This is a genomic window from Aeromonas sp. TS_SC_11, from assembly GCF_057318915.1.
The window spans coordinates 902501-924603 of the sequence record NZ_CM170470.1 but is presented as its reverse complement, the minus strand read 5'-3'; the positions used below and the strand labels follow the sequence as shown (position 1 = coordinate 924603).

The window sequence follows — 22103 nt, the reverse complement described above, 5'->3', positions numbered from 1 at the left end:
AGGCCGCGAAGTCAGGTGGTCAGAGAGCGCCCAGTTCGCGCAGGGCGATGGAGAGTTTCTCTTTCATGGCGGCCTTGTCGACCATGTTGTCCAGGGACACCAGCCGACCGTTGACCCCCATGCTGATGAGCTGCTCGGCGATGTCGCGGGTAGCCACGAACATCTCGGCGGTTTCGCTGCCGGCGGAGGCGAGATCCCTGTGATCCACTTCGGCAGTGACTGCCAGCTCCTTGAGGATGCTCTTGATGCTCATCTCCATCATCAGGCTGGTGCCCAGGCCGTGTCCGCATACAACCAGAATTTTCATCGTCTCTTCCTTTGTCGGGCGCAGGGCGCCGCTCAGTAACGCGCCAGAATGCGCAATATGTCGTCTTTGGTGTTGGCCGCCATGATGGCCGCCACGTCCTCTTCGTTCATGAACAGCTCGGCCAGCTGGGCGATGGTCTCCACGTGGGAATTGCTGTCGCTGGCGGCCAGGGTGACGAGCAGCCGGATCGGGTCATTGCCCTCGGAGCCGAAATTGACTCCGGTTTTCAGCACTGTCAGCCCAAGGCCGAGACGATTGACGCCATCTTCCGGGCGGGCGTGGGGCATGGCCAGGCCCGGGCCCAGCACATAGTAGGGACCGAGCTCCTCGTGGGAGCGAAACAGCGCCGCCACATAGGAAGGCTCTATGGTGCCGTTGGCCAGCAGGGGAGCGGTGGCGAGCTCGATGGCATGACGCCAGTCGCGGGCTCCCGTTTCGATGGAAATGACCTCTTCGGTCAGCAGTTGAGTCAGCATGGCAATGATCCGGCTGGATGAGATGGCGCCAATCTAGCGATCTTGCCCCGTGATAACTGTGAGCCTGATCGCGAAAGTTAGCGCTACCAGATAGCGCTAACATGGAATTGTGATAGCGCTATCATTTATGCCATGAGTGGGATTCATATTGCCCCGTCACTCGCTCAAAGGGGGTAAAATCCGGTTTGAGCAAATAGTCAGTGCCGCACTTTTGCCTTAAAGTGAGCACCCGTATGTCGAGGAAGGGAAGGGATGTCAGAAGCGAAGAAGCGCCGTAGCACGGGTCGGGTGACCCTCAACGATGTGGCCCAGCTGGCCGGAGTGGGTGCCATGACGGTGTCCCGTGCCCTGCGCACCCCCGAGCTGGTGTCAGACAAGATGCGCGAGCGCATCGATGCCGCCGTGGATGAACTCGGCTACATTCCCAACCGGGCGGCGGGTGCGCTCGCCTCCGCTACGTCCCAGACCATAGTGGTGATAGTGCCCAGCCTGACCGAGCGCGGTTGCGGCGACGTGATCGCCGGGCTGCAGCAGACCCTGCTCGATGAGGGCTACCAGATAATGCTGGGGGATGCCCAGCACCTGAAGCAGCAGGAAGAGAGCCTGCTGACCAGCTTTTTGCAGCATAACCCGGCTGCTGTTGTGCTGTTTGGTGGCGATCCCGGCGAGACCATACGTACCCGCCTGAAAGCATCCCGCCTGCCGGTAGTGGAGGTGGGCGCCATGGCGCGCAACCCTGTCGACATGAACGTGGGGGTCTCCAACTTCGATGCCGGTTATCAGCTGACCCGTCATCTCATCGAGCGCGGCTATCGCAACATCGGCTTTCTTTGTGCCCGCCAGGAACAGTGGATGCTGCAACAGCGCATGCAGGGCTGGCAGAAGGCACTGCTGGACAACTACCTCTCTCCCGATGCCATCATCAACACCTCTGAGCTGCCGAGTTTCAGCACAGGGGCCGCCATGCTGGGGGAGTTTTTGTTGCGCTGGCCCGAGCTGGATGCACTGGTGTGCGTCAACGACGAGCTGGCGGCGGGGGTGCTGTTCGAGTGCCAGCGTCGTCACCTGAGCGTGCCTGGCAAGCTCGCCATCGCCGGATTCGACGATCTGGATGTGGCGCGCGCCTGCTATCCGGCGCTCACGTCGGTCCGGATCCCTTATCGCAAAATGGGGCAGGAGGCGGCCGAGCTTATCTTGCGCCAGCTGGCTGGCGAACCTGTCATGGGCACGGCCCTGACCCTGGATTTTCAACTGCAGAAGCGTCAAAGCAGTTGATCCCCGTTTCACATTTCATCAAAGAGGCAACCATGTTCAAGGCTCTGTTACTGGAAAATCAAGACGGCAAGACTGCTGCGACCCTGACCCGGCTGGCAGAGAGCCAGTTGCCGGCAGGGGAGGTGCGGGTGGCGGTGAGCTACAGCTCCCTCAACTACAAGGATGGGTTGGCCATCACAGGCAAGGGCAAGATAGTGCGTCAGTGGCCGCTGGTGCCCGGCATCGATTTTGCCGGTACAGTGCTGGAATCGGCCGATAGCCGCTATCAGGTCGGCGACAAAGTCGTGTTGACCGGTTGGGGCGTGGGGGAAGGACACTGGGGCGGCATGGCCGAGCAGGCAAGGGTCAAGGCCGACTGGCTGGTGCCGCTGCCCGCCGGGCTGGATGAGCGCCAGGCCATGTGCATCGGTACCGCCGGTCTCACCGCCATGCTCTGCGTACTGGGACTGGAGGAGGCGGGCATCACCCCCGACAGCGGCGAAATTCTGGTGACGGGCGCCGCGGGTGGCGTGGGTTCCACCGCAGTGGCCCTGCTGGCCGCACTGGGTTATCAAGTCGCGGCCCTGACCGGTCGCCCCGAGGAGCAGGGGGAGATGCTGATGGCGCTTGGTGCCAGCCGCATAGTGCCGCGCGGCGAGCTGCTGGAGCCTGCCAAGCCGCTGGAGAAGCAGCTGTGGGCCGGGGCGGTCGATACCGTCGGCAGTCAGGTGCTGGCCAAGCTGCTGGCCCAGATGAACTATGGTGGTGCCGTGGCCGCCTGCGGGCTGGCTGGCGGTTTCGATCTGCCAACCACTGTCATGCCTTTCATCCTGCGCAACGTGCGGTTGCAAGGTGTCGACTCTGTGATGTGCCCGCTGGCGCGCCGCCAGTTGGCGTGGCAGCGACTGGCGCGGGATCTGCCCGCCAGCTTCTTCGAACAGGCGGTGACCGAGATAGCACTGGAGCAGGTGGTGGCGGCTGCCGAGGCCATCACGCAAGGCCGGATCGCGGGTCGCACTCTGGTCAAACTTTGATCCAGCCTTGACTGGCGAGCCCCATTTTTCTGGATAGACTTTGAGGGCGGGTGCACTATCCAAGGAGAATGAGCATGGGTGGACACAAGCCGGATTACGATCTCGATGATGAATGGGAACCGGAATCCTGGGAAGAAGAGCTGGATGAATGGGAAGACGAGAGCTGGCTGGATGATGACCCTCTCGACGATCAGTAATCCACGCATTGAGAGAACAGGCGGGCCTTGGGGCCCGCCTGATTTTTTTGTGCGGCTCACAGGAATGGGGATGATCCCTTGGTCGCCGACATCAGGCTGACTAGAATGAACTGCCCAAACGACACTCAAGGATGACTATGAGACTCACCATCATACTGTTTGCTGCCCTGCTGGGAGGCTGTGCCTCCAACGATGATCCGTGCGAGAAGGTATGGAGCGATGTGGGGGAGGCCGATGGCAAGCTGGGCTTCACCACGGAACGGGTCGCGTTTCACCAGGACCTGTGTGGCAAGAAGGTGGATGTCGAGCTATGGAAGCAGGGGCGCCAGAAGGGACTGGCCTGGTATTGCCGGCCTGAACACCTCTATCTGGCCGGGCGTTCCGGCAGTGAATACCGTGGGGTTTGCCCCAATGACGGGCAGGCGCGCAGATTGTTCGAGCAGGGGCGCCAGGGCTGGACCGATCAATAGCCGGTCACGTGGTGGGGATGTGCAGTCTTACTCCTCTTTCAACCGCAGCGGCTGACACAGATAGCTTTTGTCATTGGCGCTACGAGCACACTTGCCACAGACAAACTTGGGTTTGCGCACGATTTTGCGCAGTGTCTTGAGATCGGTGGGGATCTCGCTGCGGCGCCATTCACACAGGGTTTTGTTGCCCATAACGACTACCTCGACAACTCGGTGGGGGCCTAGTGTAATCAATTTTCATTTCGAAAACAGCGACTGGGCCACCTTGGCGTGGCCCTCGCTTAAGGCTTGTATCTGTTACTGGTAGAGGAACTTGGTGAAGATGAGCTCGCGTACTGCCTTCTTGCCGGTTTCTTTCACCAGCAGCTCGTTGACCTGGGTCAGGCACTCCTTGCGCAGCTCCTCGCGGTTCACCAGGGACTTTATCTGATCGGCGGTCTTGCTGCCCATCAGACGTATGATGGCGTCGCGGATCAGGGGGTCGTGCTGCTCCAGCAGCTTGAGGTCGCCCTCGTTTTCAGCCATCAGCTCGACCGTGACCCGGATATAGCCGAGGGTTTTACCATCGCTCAGGTAGTTGGTGATGATGTCGGGATCGAGAGCATGGTAGGAAAAGCCGGGCTTGGCAGCCGCTTCGGCGTCTGCCGGGGGCTCCTCTTCGGACGAGGCCTGCACATGCAGGGAGCCACAGCTCAGTAACAACAGCAGCAGAATTTTGAAGATCTTCATATAGATGGCTCATCAGCGGCAGGTACCCCATTTTTGATGTTGCCATCGGGGCCGTCAAGCACGGATGTTCTTACAATTCTCGAATGATTTACGGATAATAAACCGGATTTTAACCTGATAACGTAAATCTCCGGATGGTGAAGCCGTGAAGTCCGAGTTGACTGTTCCCCTTATCCAGCTAGCGCCGTGGCGGGTTCCCGCAGAGTGCGAGCTGCCCGAGGCATTGCGGCCCTGGTTGCTGGAGGCCGATTCCATGACCCGGCGTCTGCGTCACCACAATCGCCACTTCTCGGTGCAGCTGCTGGGCAATCGCAGTGTCACCCTCTGCGCCGATGAACAGCAGCTAGTGGCCGCCGAGCAACCCATGGGCTTGTGCCGCGAGGTGATACTGCACGGCGATGGGGGGCCGGCTGTGCTGGGCTGGACCCTGTTTGCCGAAGCCGCCCTGCAAGAGAGCGGGCTGCGCGAGCTGGGTGAGCAGCCCTTGGGCGAGCGTATTTTCGGTGACGAGCCTGCCCGCCGCGATCACCTGCAACTGGCCTGTTTCGAGATTGCGAGCAATCCCTGGTGCCCGGCCGCCACCGTCTGGGGACGTCGTTCCCGTCTGTTTCTGGGGCAATGGCCACTGTTGGTCCATGAACTCTTCTTGCCCTCTCTGTCATGCAACAAGGAGCTGGAGTGAATCTGTTAACCAAGGAGCGGGGACTGGCCTATGTGCAGCTGGCCCGCATCGACAAGCCTATCGGGACCCTGCTGCTGCTGTGGCCGACCCTGTGGGCGCTCTGGCTGGCGGCCGGCGGCCTGCCGGATCTCTGGACCCTGCTGGTGTTTGTGGTGGGCGTGTTTCTGATGCGCTCGGCCGGTTGTGTCATCAACGACTATGCGGATCGCAACTTCGATGGCCATGTGAAACGTACCGCCGGTCGGCCACTGCCCATGGGCAAGGTCAAGCCGCGGGAGGTGCTGGCGCTGTTTGCCGTACTGGCGCTCATCTCGTTCGCGCTGGTGCTGACCATGAACTCCCTCACCATAGCGTTGTCGTTCGCGGCCTTGCTGCTGGCAGTCTGCTACCCCTTCATGAAGCGCTATATTCCGATCCCGCAACTGGTGCTCGGCATGGCCTTCTCCTGGTCTATCCCCATGGCCTATGCGGCTCAGGCCAACGCCTTGCCGCTGGTGGCCTGGCTGGTATTCCTCGCCAATCTGCTGTGGACCATCGCCTACGACACCCAGTACGCCATGGTGGACAGGGATGATGACCTCAAGCTCGGCTTGAAATCGAGCGCGATTCTGTTTGGTCGCCACGACAAGCGGATCATCGGCGTGTTGCAGCTGGCCACCCTGCTGATCCTGCTGGCGGTAGGCCAGTTGATGGGGCTGGGGGCTTGGTATTACTGGGGGCTGTTGGGGGCTGCGGCCCTGTTTGTCTACCAGCAGCGGCTGATCCGGGAGCGGCAGCGGGAGGCCTGCTTCCAGGCGTTTCTCAACAACAACTATGCGGGGGCGCTGGTATTCATCGGTCTGGTGCTCAACTACCTGTTGCCGTGACGCATGTCAGGATAAAAAGAAGGCCGCATGATGCGGCCTTCTTTGTTTCCGGTCTCTGTCAGAGCCGGTTGCCCGCCTGTATGGTGCGGCGGATCTTGTTGCTCAGCAGCGGCACTATGTTGTCGGCCAGCGCCTGGAAGCGGCCCAGATCCGGTTTGCACTCGGGAGAGAGGTAGCCCTCCTTGCGCAGGGTGTGGATCAGGGTGCTGAACAGCTTCTGGTCGAAGAACTCGGGGGCATTGATGCCGTGCAGGGTGCCGAGGCGCTCCGCCATCATCAGGCCGTCCGCCTCCAGCTGCTCCGCCTCGACATAGGGCTGGGCCAGCACCCGGGTCAACACGATGGCGTAGCGTTGCAGCGTCTCTTGGATGCTCTCGGCCAGCAGCAGCAGGCGCATCTGGTTGCCAGGATTGACCCAGAAGCCGCCATCCCGTGCCTCGACCAGTTGCTGGCGTTGCAGTTCGGCCAGCAGGGCATCGACCAGCTCCGGCAGCTCATCCTCTTCGTAGTGGAGGAACAGCTCCGTCTTGAGCAGCGGATAGATGTCGATGCAGCGGGCGACGATCTCGCCGCGGGATATCCCTTCGCAACGTTCGATCAGCGCGGCCACCAGGGATGGCAATGCAAACAGGTGCAGTATGTTGTTGCGGTAGTAGGTCAGCAGGATCGCCTGATAGCGGTCCAGGCTGATGATCTGGCCCAGCTTGTCCTCGCTCACCTCGAACTTGTTGAGCTCCATCGCCTGATCCAGCAGTGTCTTGGCATCCTCAGCCGGGATTGTGCTCTGGGGGCTGTAGGGCACCTGCTTGAGCAGGTCCAGATAGGTGTTGAGCTGTGCCTGCAGTTCATCGCGAGTCAGGGCGTGGCGTTCGGCGGCTAGCAGTGCCAGCGCGCTCAGGGTCAGGCCATTGACGGCGGCGGCAGCGTTGATGCGGGTCATCAGCAGCTCGCCCAGCCGGGTGACTGTGGGTGCCATCCACTCTGGGCGCTCCTCCTGACCTATGTGGTCCTTCCACTCGGGCACATGTTCATTGAGGTAGCTGTTGAGGGTCAGGGGTTCGCCGAAGTTGACGAAGCCGCGGCCATAGTTGCGCAGCTTGCGCAGTATGCCGAGCACCTGCAGGAAGCTCTCTTTCTCCTTGCGGCTACCCTTGAGCTCGTTGTGATAGGTGTTCACCTCCATCACGTGCTCGTAGCCCAGATAGACGGGCACCAGGGTCACGGGTCTGTCCAGCCCGCGCATCATGGCCTGCAGTGTCATCGCCAGCATGCCGGTTTTGGGTGGCAGCAGACGACCGGTGCGGGAGCGCCCACCCTCGGTAAAGAACTCCACCGAATAACCCTTGGCAAACAGCAGGTTCAGGTATTCGCGAAATACAGTGCTGTAGAGCGGGTTGCCCTTGAAGGTGCGGCGGATGAAGAAGGCGCCGCCGTGGCGGAAGATGGGGCCCGCCGGCCAGAAGTTGAGGTTGATGCCCGCCGCTATGTGGGGCGGCACCATCCCCTGGTGGTAGATGACGTAGGAGAGCAGCAGGTAGTCCATGTGGCTGCGATGGCAGGGCATATAGACGATCTCGTGCCCTTCTTGCGCCAGCTGGCGTACCTTCTCGGCGCCGTTGACCGAAAGGCCGCGATAGAGCTTGTTCCACAGCCAGCCGAGGAAGCTTTCACTGAGGCGGATCAGCCGGTAGGAAAAATCGGAGGCGATCTCGTCCATGTAACCGTGGGCGCGCTTTTGCGCTTTCTCCAGGCTGATGCCCTCGCGCTGCGCCTCCTCTTCTATGGCCTGCTGGATCACGCTGGAATCCAGCAACTGCCTGAACAGCAGGCTGCGGTTAGGCAGCTTGGGGCCGGTGGCCGCCAGCTGCTGGCGGCTGAAGTGGGTGCGGGCCACCCGCGCCAGCTTGTGGGCGATAGCCTCGTCGGTGCCGTGCTTGTCGGCCATTTGACGCAGGGAGAGCGGCGGAGAGAAGCGCACCAGGTTCTCGCGGCCCTTGAGGATCACGATCAGCGCCTTCTTGAGGCGGTTCGGTGCCAGGCTGCTGATGATGTTCCAGCCGGAGGCCTCTTCCCCTTCCCGGCCGGGGGCGCGACCCCAGAACAGGGTGACGGGCACCACCTGGATATCCAGTGCCGGATCCTGCTTGTGCAGATCCAGCAGCTGGTGGAACTCCTGCAAGAAAGGCAGCGGTTTGCTGCGCTTGCCGAACAGGGGAGGCGGGCGGTCCAGACAGACATAGCGCGGCAGCAACTGACCGTTCAGCTCCAGCGGGGTGAAGGGACCGGGCAGGCCGAGATCCTCGCAGCACTGTTGCAGTGTCATCAGGTCGGTGATCGAGCTGGTTTTCAGGGCATAGACTATGGGTCTGGCTGGATCCAGCTTGAGCTCTGTGATGGGATTTTCCGGCAGGCTCTTGTGATTGACCAAGCCACTGACCGGCCATTGCAAGATGGCTCTGGAAATCTTCTGTCCAAGGGACATGTGCGTCTGCTCTCCAAAAAAATGCGGCGTGAGCATAACAAATCACCGGCGGCTTGTCGCCGAGAGGTACGATGAGTCGGCTGCGCAGCCGTAAAACCATGGCAAATAAGGGGTTGGCCGCGACAAATGTCAGCCGCGCCTTGCCTTGGCCACTGCACTGTATATACTGCCAGTGTGCTGTATAAAAAAACAGGTGCCAATGTTATGAAACCCCTTACCCCACGCCAGGCCGAAGTGCTGGAACTGATCAAGGTGAATATGAGCGAGACCGGCATGCCGCCGACTCGTGCCGAGATTGCCCAGAAGCTTGGTTTCAAGTCGGCCAACGCGGCCGAAGAACATCTGAAGGCCCTGGCCAAAAAAGGGGTCATCGAGATCATGCCGGGGACCTCTCGTGGCATCCGCCTGCTGATTGAAGAGGAAGCTGTGCTGGAAGAGACAGGCCTGCCTCTGATCGGCAAGGTCGCGGCCGGTGAACCCATACTGGCTCAGGAGCATATCGAGAGCCACTATCAGGTGGATCCCGCCCTGTTCCATCCGCGGGCAGACTTCCTGCTGCGGGTGCAAGGCATGAGCATGAAGAACATCGGCATCCTGGATGGCGACCTGCTGGCCGTCCACAAGACCCAGGAAGTGCGCAACGGCCAGGTGGTGGTGGCACGTCTCGACGAAGACGTCACCGTCAAGCGCTTCCAGCGCAAGGGCAGCCAGGTGTGGCTGCTGCCTGAAAATGAAGAGCTTGAACCCATCGCCGTTGATCTCTCCTGCCAGCAACTCACCATAGAGGGACTGGCCGTCGGCGTAATCCGCAACGCCGACTGGATGTAACAGCACGGCCTCCCTCGGGAGGCCGTCTCGCTTCTGTACCCCTTTCCCCATGATTTCAATCAGATCCTGATACCCGTGATTTTTGTCTGTCTCGCCCGTCCGCATCCGGCTCATTTCAGATATATCCTTGGCTAAGGCAGTCACTTGCTTGATCTGCCCCGAATGCTCGACAAGACGATCCTCTCCCACTTGGCAGGTGGCAGGAATCAAGGTCAGCAGGGATGCATAACAACAGCCTCAGGCGGCGCGCCGGACAGCAAGGGCGCTACCAGCCCAGTTAGATGGAGGCGTTCGCGGGATAGAAGGGAGGGTGGCCAGCATTGCACCGGCGGCATCTGCCGTCTGGAGAATAAAGGCACACCTGCGCAGTCGACACGCGGCAGTCATCGATCTGGCCACCCAAGGGGGCTGTCGATGCCGACCGGCGTGACCTGTTGGTCAAGGAGGACAGGTATGGCTTCAAGCTCGCCATGGGATCCGGGTCTGGCATCGCCCGCTTCTTCCATCACCCGTTTCATCAAGGGTAACCGGATGACCCGTTTCTATGCTCTCTGGGTACATCACAAGGGTGCCTGCTGGACTGTCTGGCTTGGCTGCCCCAAAGACAAGATAGTCCGCCTGGTGCGGCTGTTTCACCGTCATAGCGACACGGGACAAACGGATCTTCCCTGGACCGCTCCCGTCATACCGCTGCGTGCCCTGACAAAGCGCGCCCATGAGCGCCGCAGACAACAACCCTGATGTTTCCTGGCCCTTGTCTCACAGCCCCACCTTGATGGTGGGGCTGTTGTTTTATGGCCCAGCCCGGCTGACCAGTGATTATGGGAGCCTCTTTTGACCCAAGCGGCATCCGGTGCAAGGGATAACCCGGAGCGCGATGGGCTGGGTTACAATGGGCCATCCATTCGTGCCCACTCTGCGGGCATGTCGCAGTGAAAAGGTCTGTTGTTATGGTTAAACCGCGTTATCCCTTGCTGTTCCTGCTGCTGGTCGGGGGCATGATGGCTGCATTCCACTGGAGCCGACCCTCCCTGCCCGAGCAGGCCGACTATTATCCGGCGGGGCGGGACATCAATCCGTTTGCCTTTACCGACGAGGATGGGCAGCCCTTCGTTCCAGCCAGTCTGGTGGGGCACTGGACCTTTCTGTTTGTCGGCTATACCTTCTGCCCGGATATCTGCCCGACCACGCTGGCGGATCTGCGCTCCGTCTATCCGGCGCTGAAGAAGATTGCACCGGACAGCCAGGTAGTGTTCATTTCGGCGGATCCGCAGCGCGATGACATCACTCGCCTCAAGACCTATACCGCTTTCTTCCATCCCGAGTTCAAGGCGGCAACCGGCCCCCACGAGAAGTTGTTCCCGTTTGTGCGCAACCTGGGCCTCATCTACTCCATTGCCGAACAGGGAGAGAAGGATTACCTGATCGACCACTCCGCCTCCATAGTGCTGATCAATCCGGAAGGCAAGCTGGAAGCCGTGTTCCGCCCCCAGATGAGCGAGGGGCGAGTACCCCACGTGGTCATGGAAACCCTGGTCTCCGATTTCGCCAAAATAGTGCGACTGGAGGGCGAATGATGCCGGATGAGTGGCTGCTCTCATGCTGATCCCGCCCTGGTTGACAGACAGGCGGCGCCATGGGGCCGTGTTTGCCCTGGCATTGCCCATGGTGCTCTCCAATATCACTACCCCATTGCTGGGGCTGGTGGATACCTGGGTGATAGGCCAGCTCGGTCAGGCCTGGTTTTTGGGAGGCGTCTCGGTCGGGGCTACCCTCATCAATCTCATCTTCTGGCTGCTCGGCTTCCTGCGCATGTCCACCACAGGGCTGACCGCCCAGGCTCATGGCGCCGGTAGTCCAGGTGGCCAGCTCGACACCCTGGCGCGGGCGCTCGGTCTCGCCGTCGGGCTGGGCGTGCTGCTCTTGCTCTTGCTGCTGCCCCTGCTGCCCGTGCTGATTGCACTCAGTGGCGGGTCAGCCGAGGTGCAGATTTATGCCAGCGAGTATGTGTCGGTACGGATCTGGAGTGCGCCTGCGGCGCTCTGCAATCTGGTGATCATGGGCTGGTTGCTGGGCATGCAGGATGCCCGCAGCCCCATGCTGTTGCTGATCTTCACCAACCTGATCAACATGGCGCTGGATACCTTGTTCGTACTGGGGCTGGGCTGGCAGGTGAAGGGAGTGGCCGCCGCCTCTCTGCTGGCAGATTACAGCGCCCTGGGGGTCGGACTCTGGCTGGTGAGCCGCCATCTGCGCCGCCTCTCGCCCGAGGTGTGGCAGGGGGCCTGGCAACGCTGGCGTCAGTGGCCCGCGCTGTTGAGATTGCTCAGCCTGAATCGGGATATCTTCATCCGCTCCCTCTGCCTGCAGCTCTGCTTTGCCTTCATGACCTTGCAGGGTGCGCGTTTGGGGGATGTGGCAGTGGCCGCCAATGCGGTGCTGCTCAACTTTCTGATGCTCATCTCCTACGGGATGGATGGCTTTGCCTATGCGGTGGAGGCCATGGTGGGCCGCGCCATCGGCCGGCGGGATCGGCAGGCGCTGCGCGAAGCCATTGTCTTGAACCTTGGCTGGGCGCTGATCATAGCGATTGGTTTCAGCCTGCTGTTTGCGGCGGGCGGCAGCCAGCTCATCGCCCATATTACCGACATACCGGCGGTGATCGCCGAGGCAAACCGCCAGTTGCCCTGGCTGATCCTGATGCCGTTACTGGCGGTCTGGTGCTTCCTGCTGGATGGGGTCTTCATTGGCGCTACCCGTGCCCGGGAGATGCGTAACAGCATGTTGGTAGCGGCGTTTTGCGGCTTCTTCCCGGTCTGGTGGCTCTGTCAGGGCTGGGGCGTTGCCGCCTTGTGGGCCGCCATGGGCGCCCTGATGGCGGGCCGAGGTCTGACGCTGGGGTATCTGTGCTGGCAATTGGAACGTGATGGCCGCCTGTTGCATTCACCCCATGGGGTGAGCCAGGTTCAGAGCGAACCCTCATAACCCAGCTGGCGCCAGCTCTCGTACACGAATACCGCGACCGCATTGGAGAGATTCATGCTGCGGCTCTGGGGCAACATGGGGATGCGCAGCCGCTGTTCGAACGGCAGGCTCTCTATGATCTCCAGTGGAAGACCTCGGCTCTCCGGGCCGAACAGCAGGGCATCACCGGGCGCGAACTGCGCTGCAGAATGGGCGGTACTGCCCTTGGTGGTGCAGGCAAACACCCGCTCGGGAGCAACGGCAGCCAGAAATGCCTCATAGCTCGGCCAGCGTTTCACCTCGGCAAACTCGTGATAATCGAGCCCGGCCCGCTTCACCCGCTTGTCATCCCACTCGAACCCCAGCGGTTCTATCAGATGCAGCCGGTAGCCTGTGTTGGCGCAGAGGCGGATGATGTTGCCGGTGTTGGGCGGGATTTCCGGTTGGTAGAGCACGATATCGAGCATGGCGGGATCCTGATGCGGGCCGAGATGGGGCTGAAAAGGGCGCCAGCATACCCAGCGCCCGCCTGGATGAAAAGAGATGGCTCAGCCAATAGGCAGACGTATGGTGATAGTCAGCCCGGTGGGCTGATTGCAACTGGCGCGAATGGTGCCACCATGGCGCTGGATTGCCTCCGAGGCGATGGCCAACCCCAGCCCGGTGCCGCCGGTCTTGGCGTTGCGGGCATCATCCACCCGAAAGAAGGGCAGGAACAGCTGCTCCTGTTGCGCCACCGGCACACCCGGGCCGTCATCACGGATGGTGATGACCCACTCCCTTCCTTCCCTATACCAATCCAGTTTGATGAACTTGTGAGCGTACTTGAGTGCGTTGCGCAGGGGATTTTCCAGCGCCCGTGCCAGCAGCTCGGGCCACATCCTGATCGACTCGGTCGGCAGTGGCGGCAGCCGGAGTTGCTTGCCGCTCTGGTTGGCCTCGAACATGGCGTCATCCAGCATGGGCTCCAGCAGTTCGGCCAACGGCATCACCACAGGTGCCTCCACATGCTGCTGTACCCGTGACAGGTCGAGCAGGTCGCCGATCAGCTTGTCCAGCCGCCCAATCTCCGACTCTATCCGTGCCAGCTCGTTGCTGTCGCCCTGCTTGCGGCGGATCAGCGCCTGCGCCAGCTGGATGCGGGTGAGGGGGCTGCGCAGCTCGTGGGATATATCGGACAGCAGCTGTTTCTGCTTTTGGATCATGCTCTTGAGCGTGTCGACCATGTGGCTGACGTGATCCGCCAGCTGGCCGATCTCGTCACGCCGCCCCAGATTGGGGATCTGTACTTCCAGGTTGCCCTCCGCCAACTGGGAGACTGAACGCTGCAACTGCAGTATGGGACGGGTCAGTCGCCAGGCCAGCAACAGGCAGAGTGGTGTGCTGACCAGCATGGCGATCCCCAGGATCTGGATCGGGTGATCCAGGATCTGGATAAACAGGAACAGATAGGAGTTTTCGACATTGAGGCCGAAGTAGACGTGATAGGTCTGACCGTGGTGCTCCATCTCGAAGGGACCTGCGATGGCTCTCTGGTGCTCGCTGCCCAGCATGGGTTTGGCCGGGTTGTCCGAGTCGACCATGAAGCGGACGACGAACTTGCTGAGCCGCGTGCTGGATTGCATCTGGCCCTTCTCGTCGCGCAGGTAGATATTGTCCACCGGCAACAGACCCGCCGCCTCTATGGCCTTGGCCAGATCGAAATCCTGATTGGGGTCGGCACCCCGCTGCAGAGCTTTCAGGTTGTTGTTCATCCGCACCATCTCGTGGGCGGGTAACGGAATTATGTTGCGGGGATCCAGGGTCGGCAGTATCACGACAGCGGCGACCACGACCAGCAGCATGAACCAGAACCAGAGGAAGATCTGGGTGGAGAGGCCATTGAAGGTGCGGGCCGTGTTCATGCCTGTTCCAGCCACAGATAGCCGCGTCCGCGCACCGTCTTGAAGCGGGGCTGGCCATCGGTGCGTTCCGGCAGCTTCTTGCGCAGGTTGCTCAGGTGCATGTCGATGGCGCGATCGAAGGGTTCCAGCTTCTTGCCGAGCACCAGCTCCGAGAGCTGGCTCTTGCTGACGATCTGGCCGGGATTGCGCAGCAGACACTCCAGCAGCCCGAATTCGGTGGCGGTGAGCTCCAGCAGCTGTTCGCCGCAGCTGGCTTGCTGCAAGCCCGGCTGCAGCACCAGATCCATGAAGCGGATCTCTTCGGAAGTGCCGCCACGCTGGGGTTGCGCACTCTGGGTCCGGCGCAGTATGGCGCGGATCCGGGCCAGCAATTCTCTGTCATCAAAGGGCTTGGCAAGGTAATCATCGGCGCCCGCCTCCAGCCCGTTGACCCTGTCTTGGCTGTCGCCCCGCGCAGTCAGCATCAGCACCGGTGTGTCGTGGGTCTCACGCAGCTTTGCCAGCATGGCGAAGCCGTTGAGCCTGGGCATCATCACGTCAAGCAGCACCAGGTTGAAGTCCTGCTCTGCCAGCCGCAGCAACCCCTCTTCGCCATCCTCGGCGACAGTCACCTGGAAGCCTTCCAGGGTCAGAATTTCGGTGAGCAGCTGAGTCAGCTCGAGATCGTCGTCGACCAGGAGTATTTTGTGCATCTAGGGTCATTCCGCTGATTTTTCGCGCCAAAGTGACGCAGGGGTCAGGGTATAATAGATTTTTAACCGCAAGAGGAAAGCCGGTTTTGAGCCATCAACAATATTCCCGCTGGGTGACGCTGGCCAGCATGGCCGCCGTTACCACCGCCACCCTGCTGATCACCGGCAAGCTGATCGCCTGGCTCATGACCGACTCCTCAAGTCTGCTGGCGTCGCTCACCGACTCCTTCATGGATGTCAGTGCCTCCATCATCAACCTGCTGGCCATTCGCTATGCGCTGGCACCGGCCGATGATGAGCACCGTTTTGGCCACGGCAAGGCGGAATCGCTGGCGGGTCTCATCCAGTCTGCCTTCATCTCGGGGTCAGCCCTGCTGCTGGTGATGCACGGCATCTCCTCCTTGCTCAATCAGGCCCCCATTCTGCGACTCGAAGCGGGTATCTGGGTCAGCGGCGGCTCCATAGTGCTGACCTTGCTGCTGGTCAGCTTCCAGGGTTTTGTCATCCGCAAGACCAACAGCGTGGCCATCAAGGCCGACATGATGCACTACCGCTCCGACCTGCTACTCAATGCCGGCGTCTTGCTGGCGCTGGTGCTGGCGGGGCGGGGCTGGTTCTGGGCCGATGGTCTGTTTGCCATCCTGATCGGTCTGTTCCTGCTGTGGGGCGCCATCCATATCGGCTATGAGTCTGTGCAGGCGCTGCTCGATCGTCAGTTGCCAGCCGAAGAACAAGCGAGAATAATGGCCCTCTGCTGTGAAGTCGAAGGTGTCCACGGGGTGCATGATCTGCGTACCCGCCAATCCGGTCCGACCCGTTTCGTTCAGTTGCATCTGGAACTGGACGATCAGCTCCCTCTGGTCAAGGCCCATCAGATTGCCGATGAAGCCGAACTGGCGGTGCGTCAGGAATTTGAACGCATGGATGTCATTATTCATATGGACCCCATCTCTGTGGTGCACAAGGAACAGCAAGGCACTCCATCAGAACAACAGTAGGCTGCAACATGGATGATCTGGTTGCCAGAACCTGGCAAAAAATTGAGCGAGAAGCGGCATGCATGGCGACCGAAGAGCCCATGCTGGCCAGCTTCTTTCACTCCACGATTCTCAATCACAAGAACCTGCGTTCGGCTCTCAGCTTCCAGCTGGCCAACAAGCTCGACAGCGCCACCATGCCCGCCATCGCCCTGCGTGAGGTGATCGAGCTGGCCCTGCGCAGCGAGCCCGAGTTGCTGGCAATGGTGGCGGCAGATATCTGCGCCGTGCAGGAGCGCGACCCGGCGGTCGATCTCTTCTCCACCCCGCTGCTCTACCTCAAGGGTTTCCATGCCCTGCAGGGGTATAGGGTTGCCAACTGGCTGTGGCGCCAGGGTCGTCGCTCGCTGGCGCTCTACCTGCAAAACCAGATTTCGGTGGTATTCGGGGTCGACGTGCACCCGGCTGCACGGATCGGCAAGGGCATCATGTTTGACCATGCCACCGGCATAGTGGTCGGTGAAACCGCTGTGATTGAAGACGATGTCTCCATCCTGCAGAGCGTGACCCTGGGAGGGACCGGCAAGGAGAGTGGCGATCGCCATCCCAAGATCCGCGAAGGGGTCATGATAGGGGCGGGCGCCAAGGTGCTCGGCAATATCGAAGTGGGGATAGGTGCCAAGATAGGAGCCGGCAGCGTGGTGATCAACCCTGTGCCCCCGCACACCACTGTCGCCGGCGTACCGGCCAAGATAGTGGGCCGCCCGGAGTGCGACAAGCCTTCGCTGGATATGGATCAGTGTCTCTGATCCCCTGACCGAGACGATTCGATGGCCAAGCGCTGGTCAGGTTACCTGATCCTGGGGATGTGGCTGCTCAACCTGCTGCACCTCTATCTGGGATTCTCCCCCTGGCCGGCGGCCATCGCCGCCTGGGGGGCATCGCTCCTCACCTGGCCCTGGCTGGTGGGGGCTGCCAGACGACAGGCTCTTGCCCTGTATGGCGCAGCCCTCTTGCTGCTGATCTTCTCATGGTGGCGGGGGGCCAGTCTCAACCCGGGCGACTGGCTGTTGCCCAACATCAATATGCTCACCATGTTTGCCGCCGTGAGCACCCTCAATCTTGCAACGTCCGGCCTGCTGACCGGTACTGCCTCCTGGACCGGGCGCAAGGGGCTGTGGAGCACCATGGCCAGCCTCAATCTGCTGGGATCCGTCATCAACCTCTCTGTGTTGTTCATCATCGGCGATCGGCTGGAACGTAACGGCACCCTGGAGCGGCGCCAGGTAATGGTGCTGAGCCGGATCTTCTGTGCGGCGGCTTTCTGGTCCCCCTTCTTCGTCGCCATGGCAGTGGCGCTCACGTACGCGCCGGGTCTGCAACTCTCCAGCATAATGCCGTTTGGCGTGATTGCTGCTCTGCTGGCCATGGGACTGACCGCCTGGCAGGTGGAGCGACTCGGCGTACAGGATTTTGCCGGCTATCCGCTGCGACTGCAGACCCTGGGGCTGCCGGTGGCCTTGGCGCTGCTGGTGCTGCTCATCAAACAGATTTGGCCAGCGCTTGGCATTCTGGCTGTGATCGCCCTGGTGGCACCGCTGCTGGCGCTGCTGTTCATGCCCAGAGCCGGGCGAGGCGCCGCCCTCAAGCGGCAGGTGGTGGAGCGTTTCCCTGCCATCGGTGGCCAGCTGGTGCTGTTTCTGGGGGCCGGTTTGCTGGCAGCCGGTATCAACAGCGCTCTGTCTGTGCTCGAACTCGGCGGTGAGCACGGGCTACCACTCTTCAACCACTTCGGCTGGCTCGAGTCATCCCTGACGTTGCTGCTGATCCTGCTGGTGGCCATCGTCGGTGTGCATCCGCTCATCAGCATCTCCGGGCTGGCGCCGCTGCTGTGGCCCTTGTCACCGGATCCCAGCCTGCTCGGCATGTGTTTTTTGCTGGGATGGGGACTTGCGACCGGGACCAGCCCGCTCTCCGGCTCCAACCTGGCATTGGCATCGCGCTACAACCTGAGTGCGGGGATGATCCTGCGCTGGAACCTGCTCTATGGCCTGCTGATGTACGGGGTCGCCTGCTTGCTGTTGGGGGCTTATGTGGCGCTGCACGGATGAAGGCATAACTGGGGGGAAGTGCCCGGCAACATGCCCGTGGTGACTGGATTGGCAGGGCGTTGCCTGCTGGTTATGAGGCTCTTGTATCGGCCTTGGCGCAGGATGCGAGAAAAATAGACGCATATTTAGACAATACATCTATGGAAGGCGCATTTTACAGCGCGCTGGCTTGTTTGTGCCGATGTGCTCGGGGTATGCTGGCTTTACGCGCTTGAATCGCCCTCTGTGGGGCATCGCAATTGAACATACAGGTATGCATATGTCACTAGAAGTCCTTGAGCAACTCGAATCCAAAGTACAATCCGCCGTCGACAACATCTCCCTGCTGAAGATGGAGCTGGACGAACTGAAAGAGCAAAACAGCAAGCTGCAAGACGAGAACCATCTGCTGCGCAACGAGCACGTTGCATGGCAGGAGCGCCTGCGTGCCCTGCTGGGCAAGATGGAGCAGATGGGCGAATCCATCTAACCGGCAGCCAGCTGCAAGATTGAAAACGGGCCGCTCCATGAGCGGCCCGTTTGTTTTTGGCGGGGTGGGGATTACAGCGCCAGCAGCTGCTTGACCGTCTTCTCTATGCCATCTGCCGCTTCCACAATGTTGTTGGCCAGCATGTAGGCGGGAGTGGAGATCACCTTGCGCTCCTGATCAACCACGAACTCGTTGACCGGGCAGTTGAGATGGCTGCCCCCCATGGCCTCCATGGCATTGGCGGTGCCTTCGTCATGACCTATGGTCGCCAGAGTGCCGGCGCCATAGATGAGCGGTATCATGGCGGGCGCGATGCAGATATAGGCTGCCGGCTTGTTGGCATTGGCAAAGCTCTGGCAGGCTTTGAGGACATCCGGCTGAATTTGGCACTCGGCTCCCTTGATGGCGAAGTCGCACAGGTTCTTGGCGGCACCAAAGCCGCCGGGCACCAGCAACGCGTCGTAATCGGCCGCATCCAGCTCTGCCACATCCCTGATCTGGCCGCGACAGATGCGAGCGGCTTCAACCAGCACGTTGCGGTTTTCCCCCTCGCTCACGTCACCGGTCAGGTGGTTGATAACATGGAGCTGCGCCACGTTCGGAGCGAAGCATTGGGTAGTCGCACCCTGGCGGGCCAGCGCCAGCAAACTGATGACGGCCTCATGGATTTCGGCACCATCAAAGACGCCACAGCCACTCAAAATCACGGCCACTTTTTTCATGGTAAACCCCTCGTTGTTGAAAATGTGAGCCAGGATAGATTGTTGTACTTTTGTATGGTTATCGTTCGCCATCCGCTGGTCAAGTCATCCCGCTGTGCTAGGATTGTTTCGTTTTCGATCCTGCCGTATCTACTCCCTTAAATCTTTTTCCACATTGATCGAGATCATCTCAACCGTCTCAAGATCAGTTTTTACGATCTCATCGTATTGTTTTATATGTACTTTTATGTTGTTATACACAGCTTTGTCACTGTGGTCCGTAGTGAGCCCCATTTTTGAACACAGAGTTATCCACAGCGCGCCCCTTTTCAATGGCCTGTTGATGGTGGCGCTAGCCCCCTTGGTGTGAAGGGGGCCCTGTGGCATCCTAGCGGCTGTTTATCTCTGGCAGGACGATTTCATGGCCCCTAGCAATCCCCTTATTCTGGTCGACGGCTCTTCTTATCTCTACCGCGCCTTCTTCGCCTCCCAGCAGGCCGATCTGCGCACATCGACCGGTTTGCCGAGCGGTGCCGTCCGTGTCATGGCCAACATGATGCGCAGCCTGCGCAAGCAATACCCTGACTGCCATGTGGCCGTGGTGTTCGACGCCAAGGGCAAGACTTTCCGTGACGACATCTATCCCGAGTACAAGGCTACCCGTGCCAGCATGCCGGACGATCTGCGCAGCCAGGTCGCCCCCATCCATCAGATGATCAAGGCGATGGGTTTCCCCTTTTTGATGGTCGAAGGAGTCGAGGCTGACGATGTGATCGGTACCCTGGCTCGCCAGGCCACCGAGAAGCAGCTGCCTGTGCTGATCAGTACCGGCGACAAGGACATGGCGCAGCTGGTCTCCGACCATGTCACCCTGATCGACACCATGAAAGATGTGAAGACAGACAGGGAAGGGGTGATTGAAAAGTTTGGCGTGCCGCCCGAGCTCATCATCGACTATCTGGCCCTGATGGGGGACAAGGTGGACAACATCCCCGGCATGACGGGTGTCGGCGAGAAGACAGCGCTGGCCCTGCTGCAGGGGATCGGCAGCATAGACGAGATTGCAGCCAACCTCGACAAGGTGGCGGCCCTCGGCTTCCGCGGCTCCAAGGCGTTCGCCGACAAGTTCCGTGAGCAGGAGGAGCAGGTTCGCCTTTCCTATGTACTGGCGACCATCAAGACCGATGTCGAGCTGGAACAAAGTCTGGAAGAGCTGCAGCTTGGCCCCATCGACAAGGAGTCACTGCTGGCAGTCTACCGCGAATACGAGCTTCGCAACCTGATCAAGGAGCTTGAGTCCGGTGGCGAAGAGGGGGCTGGACAGGAAGAGGCTGGCGATGACAGCGCTGCACCGGTTGCCGCCATCGAAACCGACTACCGCTGTATTCTGGACGAAGCCGAGTTTGACGGCTGGCTGGAACAGCTGAAAGTGGCACCGCTGTTTGCCTTCGATACCGAAACCACCAGTCTCGACTACATGGAGGCGCGCATCGTCGGCGTTTCTTTCGCAGTCGAAGCGGGCAAGGCGGCCTATGTGCCGTTCGGTCACGACTATCTCGGGGCGCCGGTGCAGCTGACCGAGGCCGTAGTGCTGGGCAAGCTCAAGCCGTTGCTGGAAGATCCGACCCGTCTCAAGGTGGGTCAGAACCTCAAGTACGATCGCAACGTGTTGCTCAACCACAACATCGACCTGCAGGGTATCGCCTACGACACCATGCTCGAGTCCTACGTGCTCAACTCTACCGCCAGTCGTCACGACATGGATTCGCTGGCCAAACGCTATCTCGGGGTCGAAACCACCTCTTTTGAAGATATAGCGGGCAAAGGGGTCAAACAGCTCACCTTCAACCAGATTGAGCTGGAGCAGGCAGCCCCCTATGCGGCGGAAGATGCGGATATCACCTTGCGTCTGCACCAGACCCTGTGGGGCCAACTGGAAGCCGTGCCTGGCCTGTGCCAGGTATTCAGCGAAATCGAGCTGCCGTTGCTGCCGGTACTGGCGCGGATGGAGTTGCTCGGGACCACTATCGATCCCAAGCTACTGCACCAGCAGAGCCAGGAGATAGAGCTGCGGCTGGCCGAACTGGAGCGTCAGGCCCATGAGCTGGCCGGGCAGGAGTTCAACCTCTCCTCGCCCAAGCAATTGGGGGAGATCCTCTTCACCAAGCTGGGTCTGCCGATCATCAAGAAGACCCCAAAGGGTGCACCATCCACCGCGGAAGAGGTGCTGGCCGAGCTGGCCGAGACCTACGAGCTCCCGCGCCTGCTGATGGAGCACCGCACTCTGGCCAAGCTCAAGTCCACCTATACCGACAAGCTGCCGCTGATGATCAAGCCCCAGACCGGGCGGGTACACACCTCCTATCATCAGGCGGTGGCGGCCACCGGCCGTTTGTCCTCCTCTGACCCCAACCTGCAGAACATTCCGGTGCGCAACGAACAGGGTCGCCGGATCCGGCAGGCCTTCATCCCGAGCGCCGGCTACAAGCTGGTGGCGGCAGACTACTCCCAGATCGAGCTGCGCATCATGGCACACCTCTCCGGTGACAAGGGGCTGCTGACCGCGTTTGCCGAGGGCAAGGACATCCACAAGGCAACGGCCGCCGAGGTGTTCGGGGTCGCGCTCGATGCGGTTACCACCGACATGCGTCGCAGCGCCAAGGCGATCAACTTCGGCCTCATTTATGGCATGAGCGCCTTTGGCCTGGCCAAACAGCTGGGGATCGGTCGCGCCGAGGCGCAGAAGTACATGGACCTCTACTTCGAACGCTACCCGGGTGTGCTGGAGTATATGGAGCGTACCCGCCAGCAGGCGGAAGCGCAGGGCTATGTCGAAACCCTGTTCGGCCGTCGTCTCTATCTGCCGGATATCAAGTCCCGCAACGCCGGTCTGCGCAAGGGCGCCGAGCGGGCGGCGATCAACGCCCCCATGCAGGGGACGGCCGCCGACATCATCAAGC

At 60.7% G+C, this 22103-nt stretch carries 24 protein-coding genes (1 of these 24 cut by a window edge); 15 read left to right on the top strand and 9 right to left on the bottom strand.

Annotation, left to right across the window (positions count from 1 at the left end; genetic code table 11):
* Positions 1 to 19 precede the first annotated feature (19 nt).
* Together AC1P02_RS04405 and AC1P02_RS04400 are read right to left on the bottom strand one after the other, a co-directional pair.
* Positions 20 to 307 carry a PTS sugar transporter subunit IIB gene (locus AC1P02_RS04405; protein WP_005321257.1) on the bottom strand — a complete coding sequence of 96 codons (288 nt, stop codon included), beginning with the start codon at positions 305 to 307 and terminating at the stop codon, positions 20 to 22.
* 32 nt (positions 308 to 339) lie between these two features.
* Positions 340 to 783 (bottom strand): PTS sugar transporter subunit IIA, encoded by a 444-nt coding sequence (locus tag AC1P02_RS04400; RefSeq protein ID WP_096119127.1) that lies wholly within the window; start codon positions 781 to 783, stop codon positions 340 to 342.
* A 252-nt stretch (positions 784 to 1035) separates the two neighbouring features.
* On the opposite strand from AC1P02_RS04400, the gene AC1P02_RS04395 reads away from it, so the two are divergent.
* The 4 genes from AC1P02_RS04395 to AC1P02_RS04380 all read left to right on the top strand — a co-directional run bounded on the left by AC1P02_RS04395 (position 1036) and on the right by AC1P02_RS04380 (position 3738).
* The gene (locus AC1P02_RS04395) at positions 1036 to 2058 is read left to right on the top strand and encodes a LacI family DNA-binding transcriptional regulator (RefSeq protein WP_059113557.1); all 1023 of its coding nucleotides are present in this window, start codon (positions 1036 to 1038) and stop codon (positions 2056 to 2058) included.
* Positions 2059 to 2090: 32 nt separating this feature from the next.
* A complete protein-coding gene (acuI, locus tag AC1P02_RS04390) occupies positions 2091 to 3071 on the top strand; it encodes an acrylyl-CoA reductase (NADPH) (RefSeq protein ID WP_155603889.1) in 981 nt (326 codons plus the stop codon).
* A 74-nt stretch (positions 3072 to 3145) separates the two neighbouring features.
* Complete coding sequence (locus tag AC1P02_RS04385) at positions 3146 to 3268, top strand: hypothetical protein (protein WP_005321250.1); 123 nt, start codon at positions 3146 to 3148, stop codon at positions 3266 to 3268.
* 137 nt (positions 3269 to 3405) lie between these two features.
* The gene (locus tag AC1P02_RS04380) at positions 3406 to 3738 is read left to right on the top strand and encodes a DUF2799 domain-containing protein (RefSeq protein WP_034283891.1); all 333 of its coding nucleotides are present in this window, start codon (positions 3406 to 3408) and stop codon (positions 3736 to 3738) included.
* Between the two features lie 27 nt (positions 3739 to 3765).
* On the opposite strand, the gene AC1P02_RS04375 is transcribed toward AC1P02_RS04380, so the two are convergent.
* Both AC1P02_RS04375 and AC1P02_RS04370 read right to left on the bottom strand, forming a co-directional pair.
* The gene (locus AC1P02_RS04375) at positions 3766 to 3930 is read right to left on the bottom strand and encodes a hypothetical protein (protein WP_005321246.1); all 165 of its coding nucleotides are present in this window, start codon (positions 3928 to 3930) and stop codon (positions 3766 to 3768) included.
* A 105-nt stretch (positions 3931 to 4035) separates the two neighbouring features.
* The gene (locus AC1P02_RS04370) at positions 4036 to 4467 is read right to left on the bottom strand and encodes a flagellar basal body-associated FliL family protein (protein WP_485184246.1); all 432 of its coding nucleotides are present in this window, start codon (positions 4465 to 4467) and stop codon (positions 4036 to 4038) included.
* 145 nt (positions 4468 to 4612) lie between these two features.
* On the opposite strand from AC1P02_RS04370, the gene AC1P02_RS04365 reads away from it, so the two are divergent.
* On the top strand, positions 4613 to 5149 hold the full coding sequence (locus tag AC1P02_RS04365) for a chorismate--pyruvate lyase family protein (protein WP_058395971.1): 537 nt from the start codon (positions 4613 to 4615) through the stop codon (positions 5147 to 5149).
* Complete coding sequence (gene ubiA, locus AC1P02_RS04360) at positions 5146 to 6015, top strand: 4-hydroxybenzoate octaprenyltransferase (protein WP_005321240.1); 870 nt, start codon at positions 5146 to 5148, stop codon at positions 6013 to 6015. The genes AC1P02_RS04365 and ubiA overlap by 4 nt, the downstream gene beginning before the upstream one ends.
* Positions 6016 to 6073: 58 nt before the next feature.
* On the opposite strand, the gene plsB is transcribed toward ubiA, so the two are convergent.
* On the bottom strand, positions 6074 to 8497 hold the full coding sequence (plsB, locus tag AC1P02_RS04355) for a glycerol-3-phosphate 1-O-acyltransferase PlsB (protein WP_096119124.1): 2424 nt from the start codon (positions 8495 to 8497) through the stop codon (positions 6074 to 6076).
* 204 nt (positions 8498 to 8701) lie between these two features.
* On the opposite strand from plsB, the gene lexA reads away from it, so the two are divergent.
* The 4 genes from lexA to AC1P02_RS04335 all read left to right on the top strand — a co-directional run bounded on the left by lexA (position 8702) and on the right by AC1P02_RS04335 (position 12310).
* The gene (gene lexA, locus AC1P02_RS04350; protein WP_005321237.1) at positions 8702 to 9325 is read left to right on the top strand and encodes a transcriptional repressor LexA; all 624 of its coding nucleotides are present in this window, start codon (positions 8702 to 8704) and stop codon (positions 9323 to 9325) included.
* 453 nt (positions 9326 to 9778) lie between these two features.
* Positions 9779 to 10066 carry a hypothetical protein gene (locus AC1P02_RS04345; protein ID WP_005321232.1) on the top strand — a complete coding sequence of 96 codons (288 nt, stop codon included), beginning with the start codon at positions 9779 to 9781 and terminating at the stop codon, positions 10064 to 10066.
* A gap of 209 nt (positions 10067 to 10275) precedes the next feature.
* A complete protein-coding gene (locus AC1P02_RS04340) occupies positions 10276 to 10902 on the top strand; it encodes an SCO family protein (protein ID WP_125609354.1) in 627 nt (208 codons plus the stop codon).
* 22 nt (positions 10903 to 10924) lie between these two features.
* The gene (locus AC1P02_RS04335; RefSeq protein WP_485185417.1) at positions 10925 to 12310 is read left to right on the top strand and encodes an MATE family efflux transporter; all 1386 of its coding nucleotides are present in this window, start codon (positions 10925 to 10927) and stop codon (positions 12308 to 12310) included.
* Here AC1P02_RS04335 and trmL read toward each other — a convergent pair.
* The 3 genes from trmL to AC1P02_RS04320 all read right to left on the bottom strand — a co-directional run bounded on the left by trmL (position 12292) and on the right by AC1P02_RS04320 (position 14885).
* Positions 12292 to 12756 (bottom strand): tRNA (uridine(34)/cytosine(34)/5-carboxymethylaminomethyluridine(34)-2'-O)-methyltransferase TrmL, encoded by a 465-nt coding sequence (gene trmL / locus AC1P02_RS04330; RefSeq protein WP_005321220.1) that lies wholly within the window; start codon positions 12754 to 12756, stop codon positions 12292 to 12294. The genes AC1P02_RS04335 and trmL overlap by 19 nt on opposite strands.
* 81 nt (positions 12757 to 12837) lie before the next feature.
* The gene (locus tag AC1P02_RS04325) at positions 12838 to 14193 is read right to left on the bottom strand and encodes an ATP-binding protein (RefSeq protein ID WP_005321218.1); all 1356 of its coding nucleotides are present in this window, start codon (positions 14191 to 14193) and stop codon (positions 12838 to 12840) included.
* A complete protein-coding gene (locus AC1P02_RS04320) occupies positions 14190 to 14885 on the bottom strand; it encodes a response regulator (protein WP_485184241.1) in 696 nt (231 codons plus the stop codon). The genes AC1P02_RS04325 and AC1P02_RS04320 overlap by 4 nt, the downstream gene beginning before the upstream one ends.
* A gap of 86 nt (positions 14886 to 14971) precedes the next feature.
* Between AC1P02_RS04320 and fieF the strand changes: the two genes are divergently transcribed.
* The 4 genes from fieF to AC1P02_RS04300 all read left to right on the top strand — a co-directional run bounded on the left by fieF (position 14972) and on the right by AC1P02_RS04300 (position 18442).
* Entirely contained in the window at positions 14972 to 15883 is a 912-nt protein-coding gene (gene fieF / locus AC1P02_RS04315) for a cation efflux pump FieF (RefSeq protein WP_005321213.1), read from the top strand.
* 8 nt (positions 15884 to 15891) lie between these two features.
* A complete protein-coding gene (cysE, locus tag AC1P02_RS04310) occupies positions 15892 to 16671 on the top strand; it encodes a serine O-acetyltransferase (protein ID WP_485184238.1) in 780 nt (259 codons plus the stop codon).
* Between the two features lie 21 nt (positions 16672 to 16692).
* Entirely contained in the window at positions 16693 to 17973 is a 1281-nt protein-coding gene (locus AC1P02_RS04305) for a hypothetical protein (protein ID WP_058395965.1), read from the top strand.
* Positions 17974 to 18232: 259 nt separating this feature from the next.
* Positions 18233 to 18442: a cell division protein ZapB gene (locus AC1P02_RS04300; RefSeq protein ID WP_011899225.1), complete on the top strand. Its 210-nt coding sequence runs from the start codon at positions 18233 to 18235 to the stop codon at positions 18440 to 18442.
* Positions 18443 to 18513: 71 nt separating this feature from the next.
* On the opposite strand, the gene elbB is transcribed toward AC1P02_RS04300, so the two are convergent.
* Positions 18514 to 19164, bottom strand: coding sequence for an isoprenoid biosynthesis glyoxalase ElbB (gene elbB, locus AC1P02_RS04295; protein ID WP_408125089.1), 651 nt, complete (start codon positions 19162 to 19164; stop codon positions 18514 to 18516).
* A gap of 400 nt (positions 19165 to 19564) precedes the next feature.
* Here elbB and polA point away from each other — a divergent pair, with 400 nt between their 5' ends.
* A protein-coding gene (polA, locus tag AC1P02_RS04290; RefSeq protein WP_485184235.1) for a DNA polymerase I crosses the window boundary here: on the top strand, positions 19565 to 22103 show its 5' portion. The gene runs 218 nt beyond the window's last position; 2539 of the gene's 2757 nt are visible here — the first part of the coding sequence; it begins with the start codon at positions 19565 to 19567; its stop codon lies off the right edge, out of view.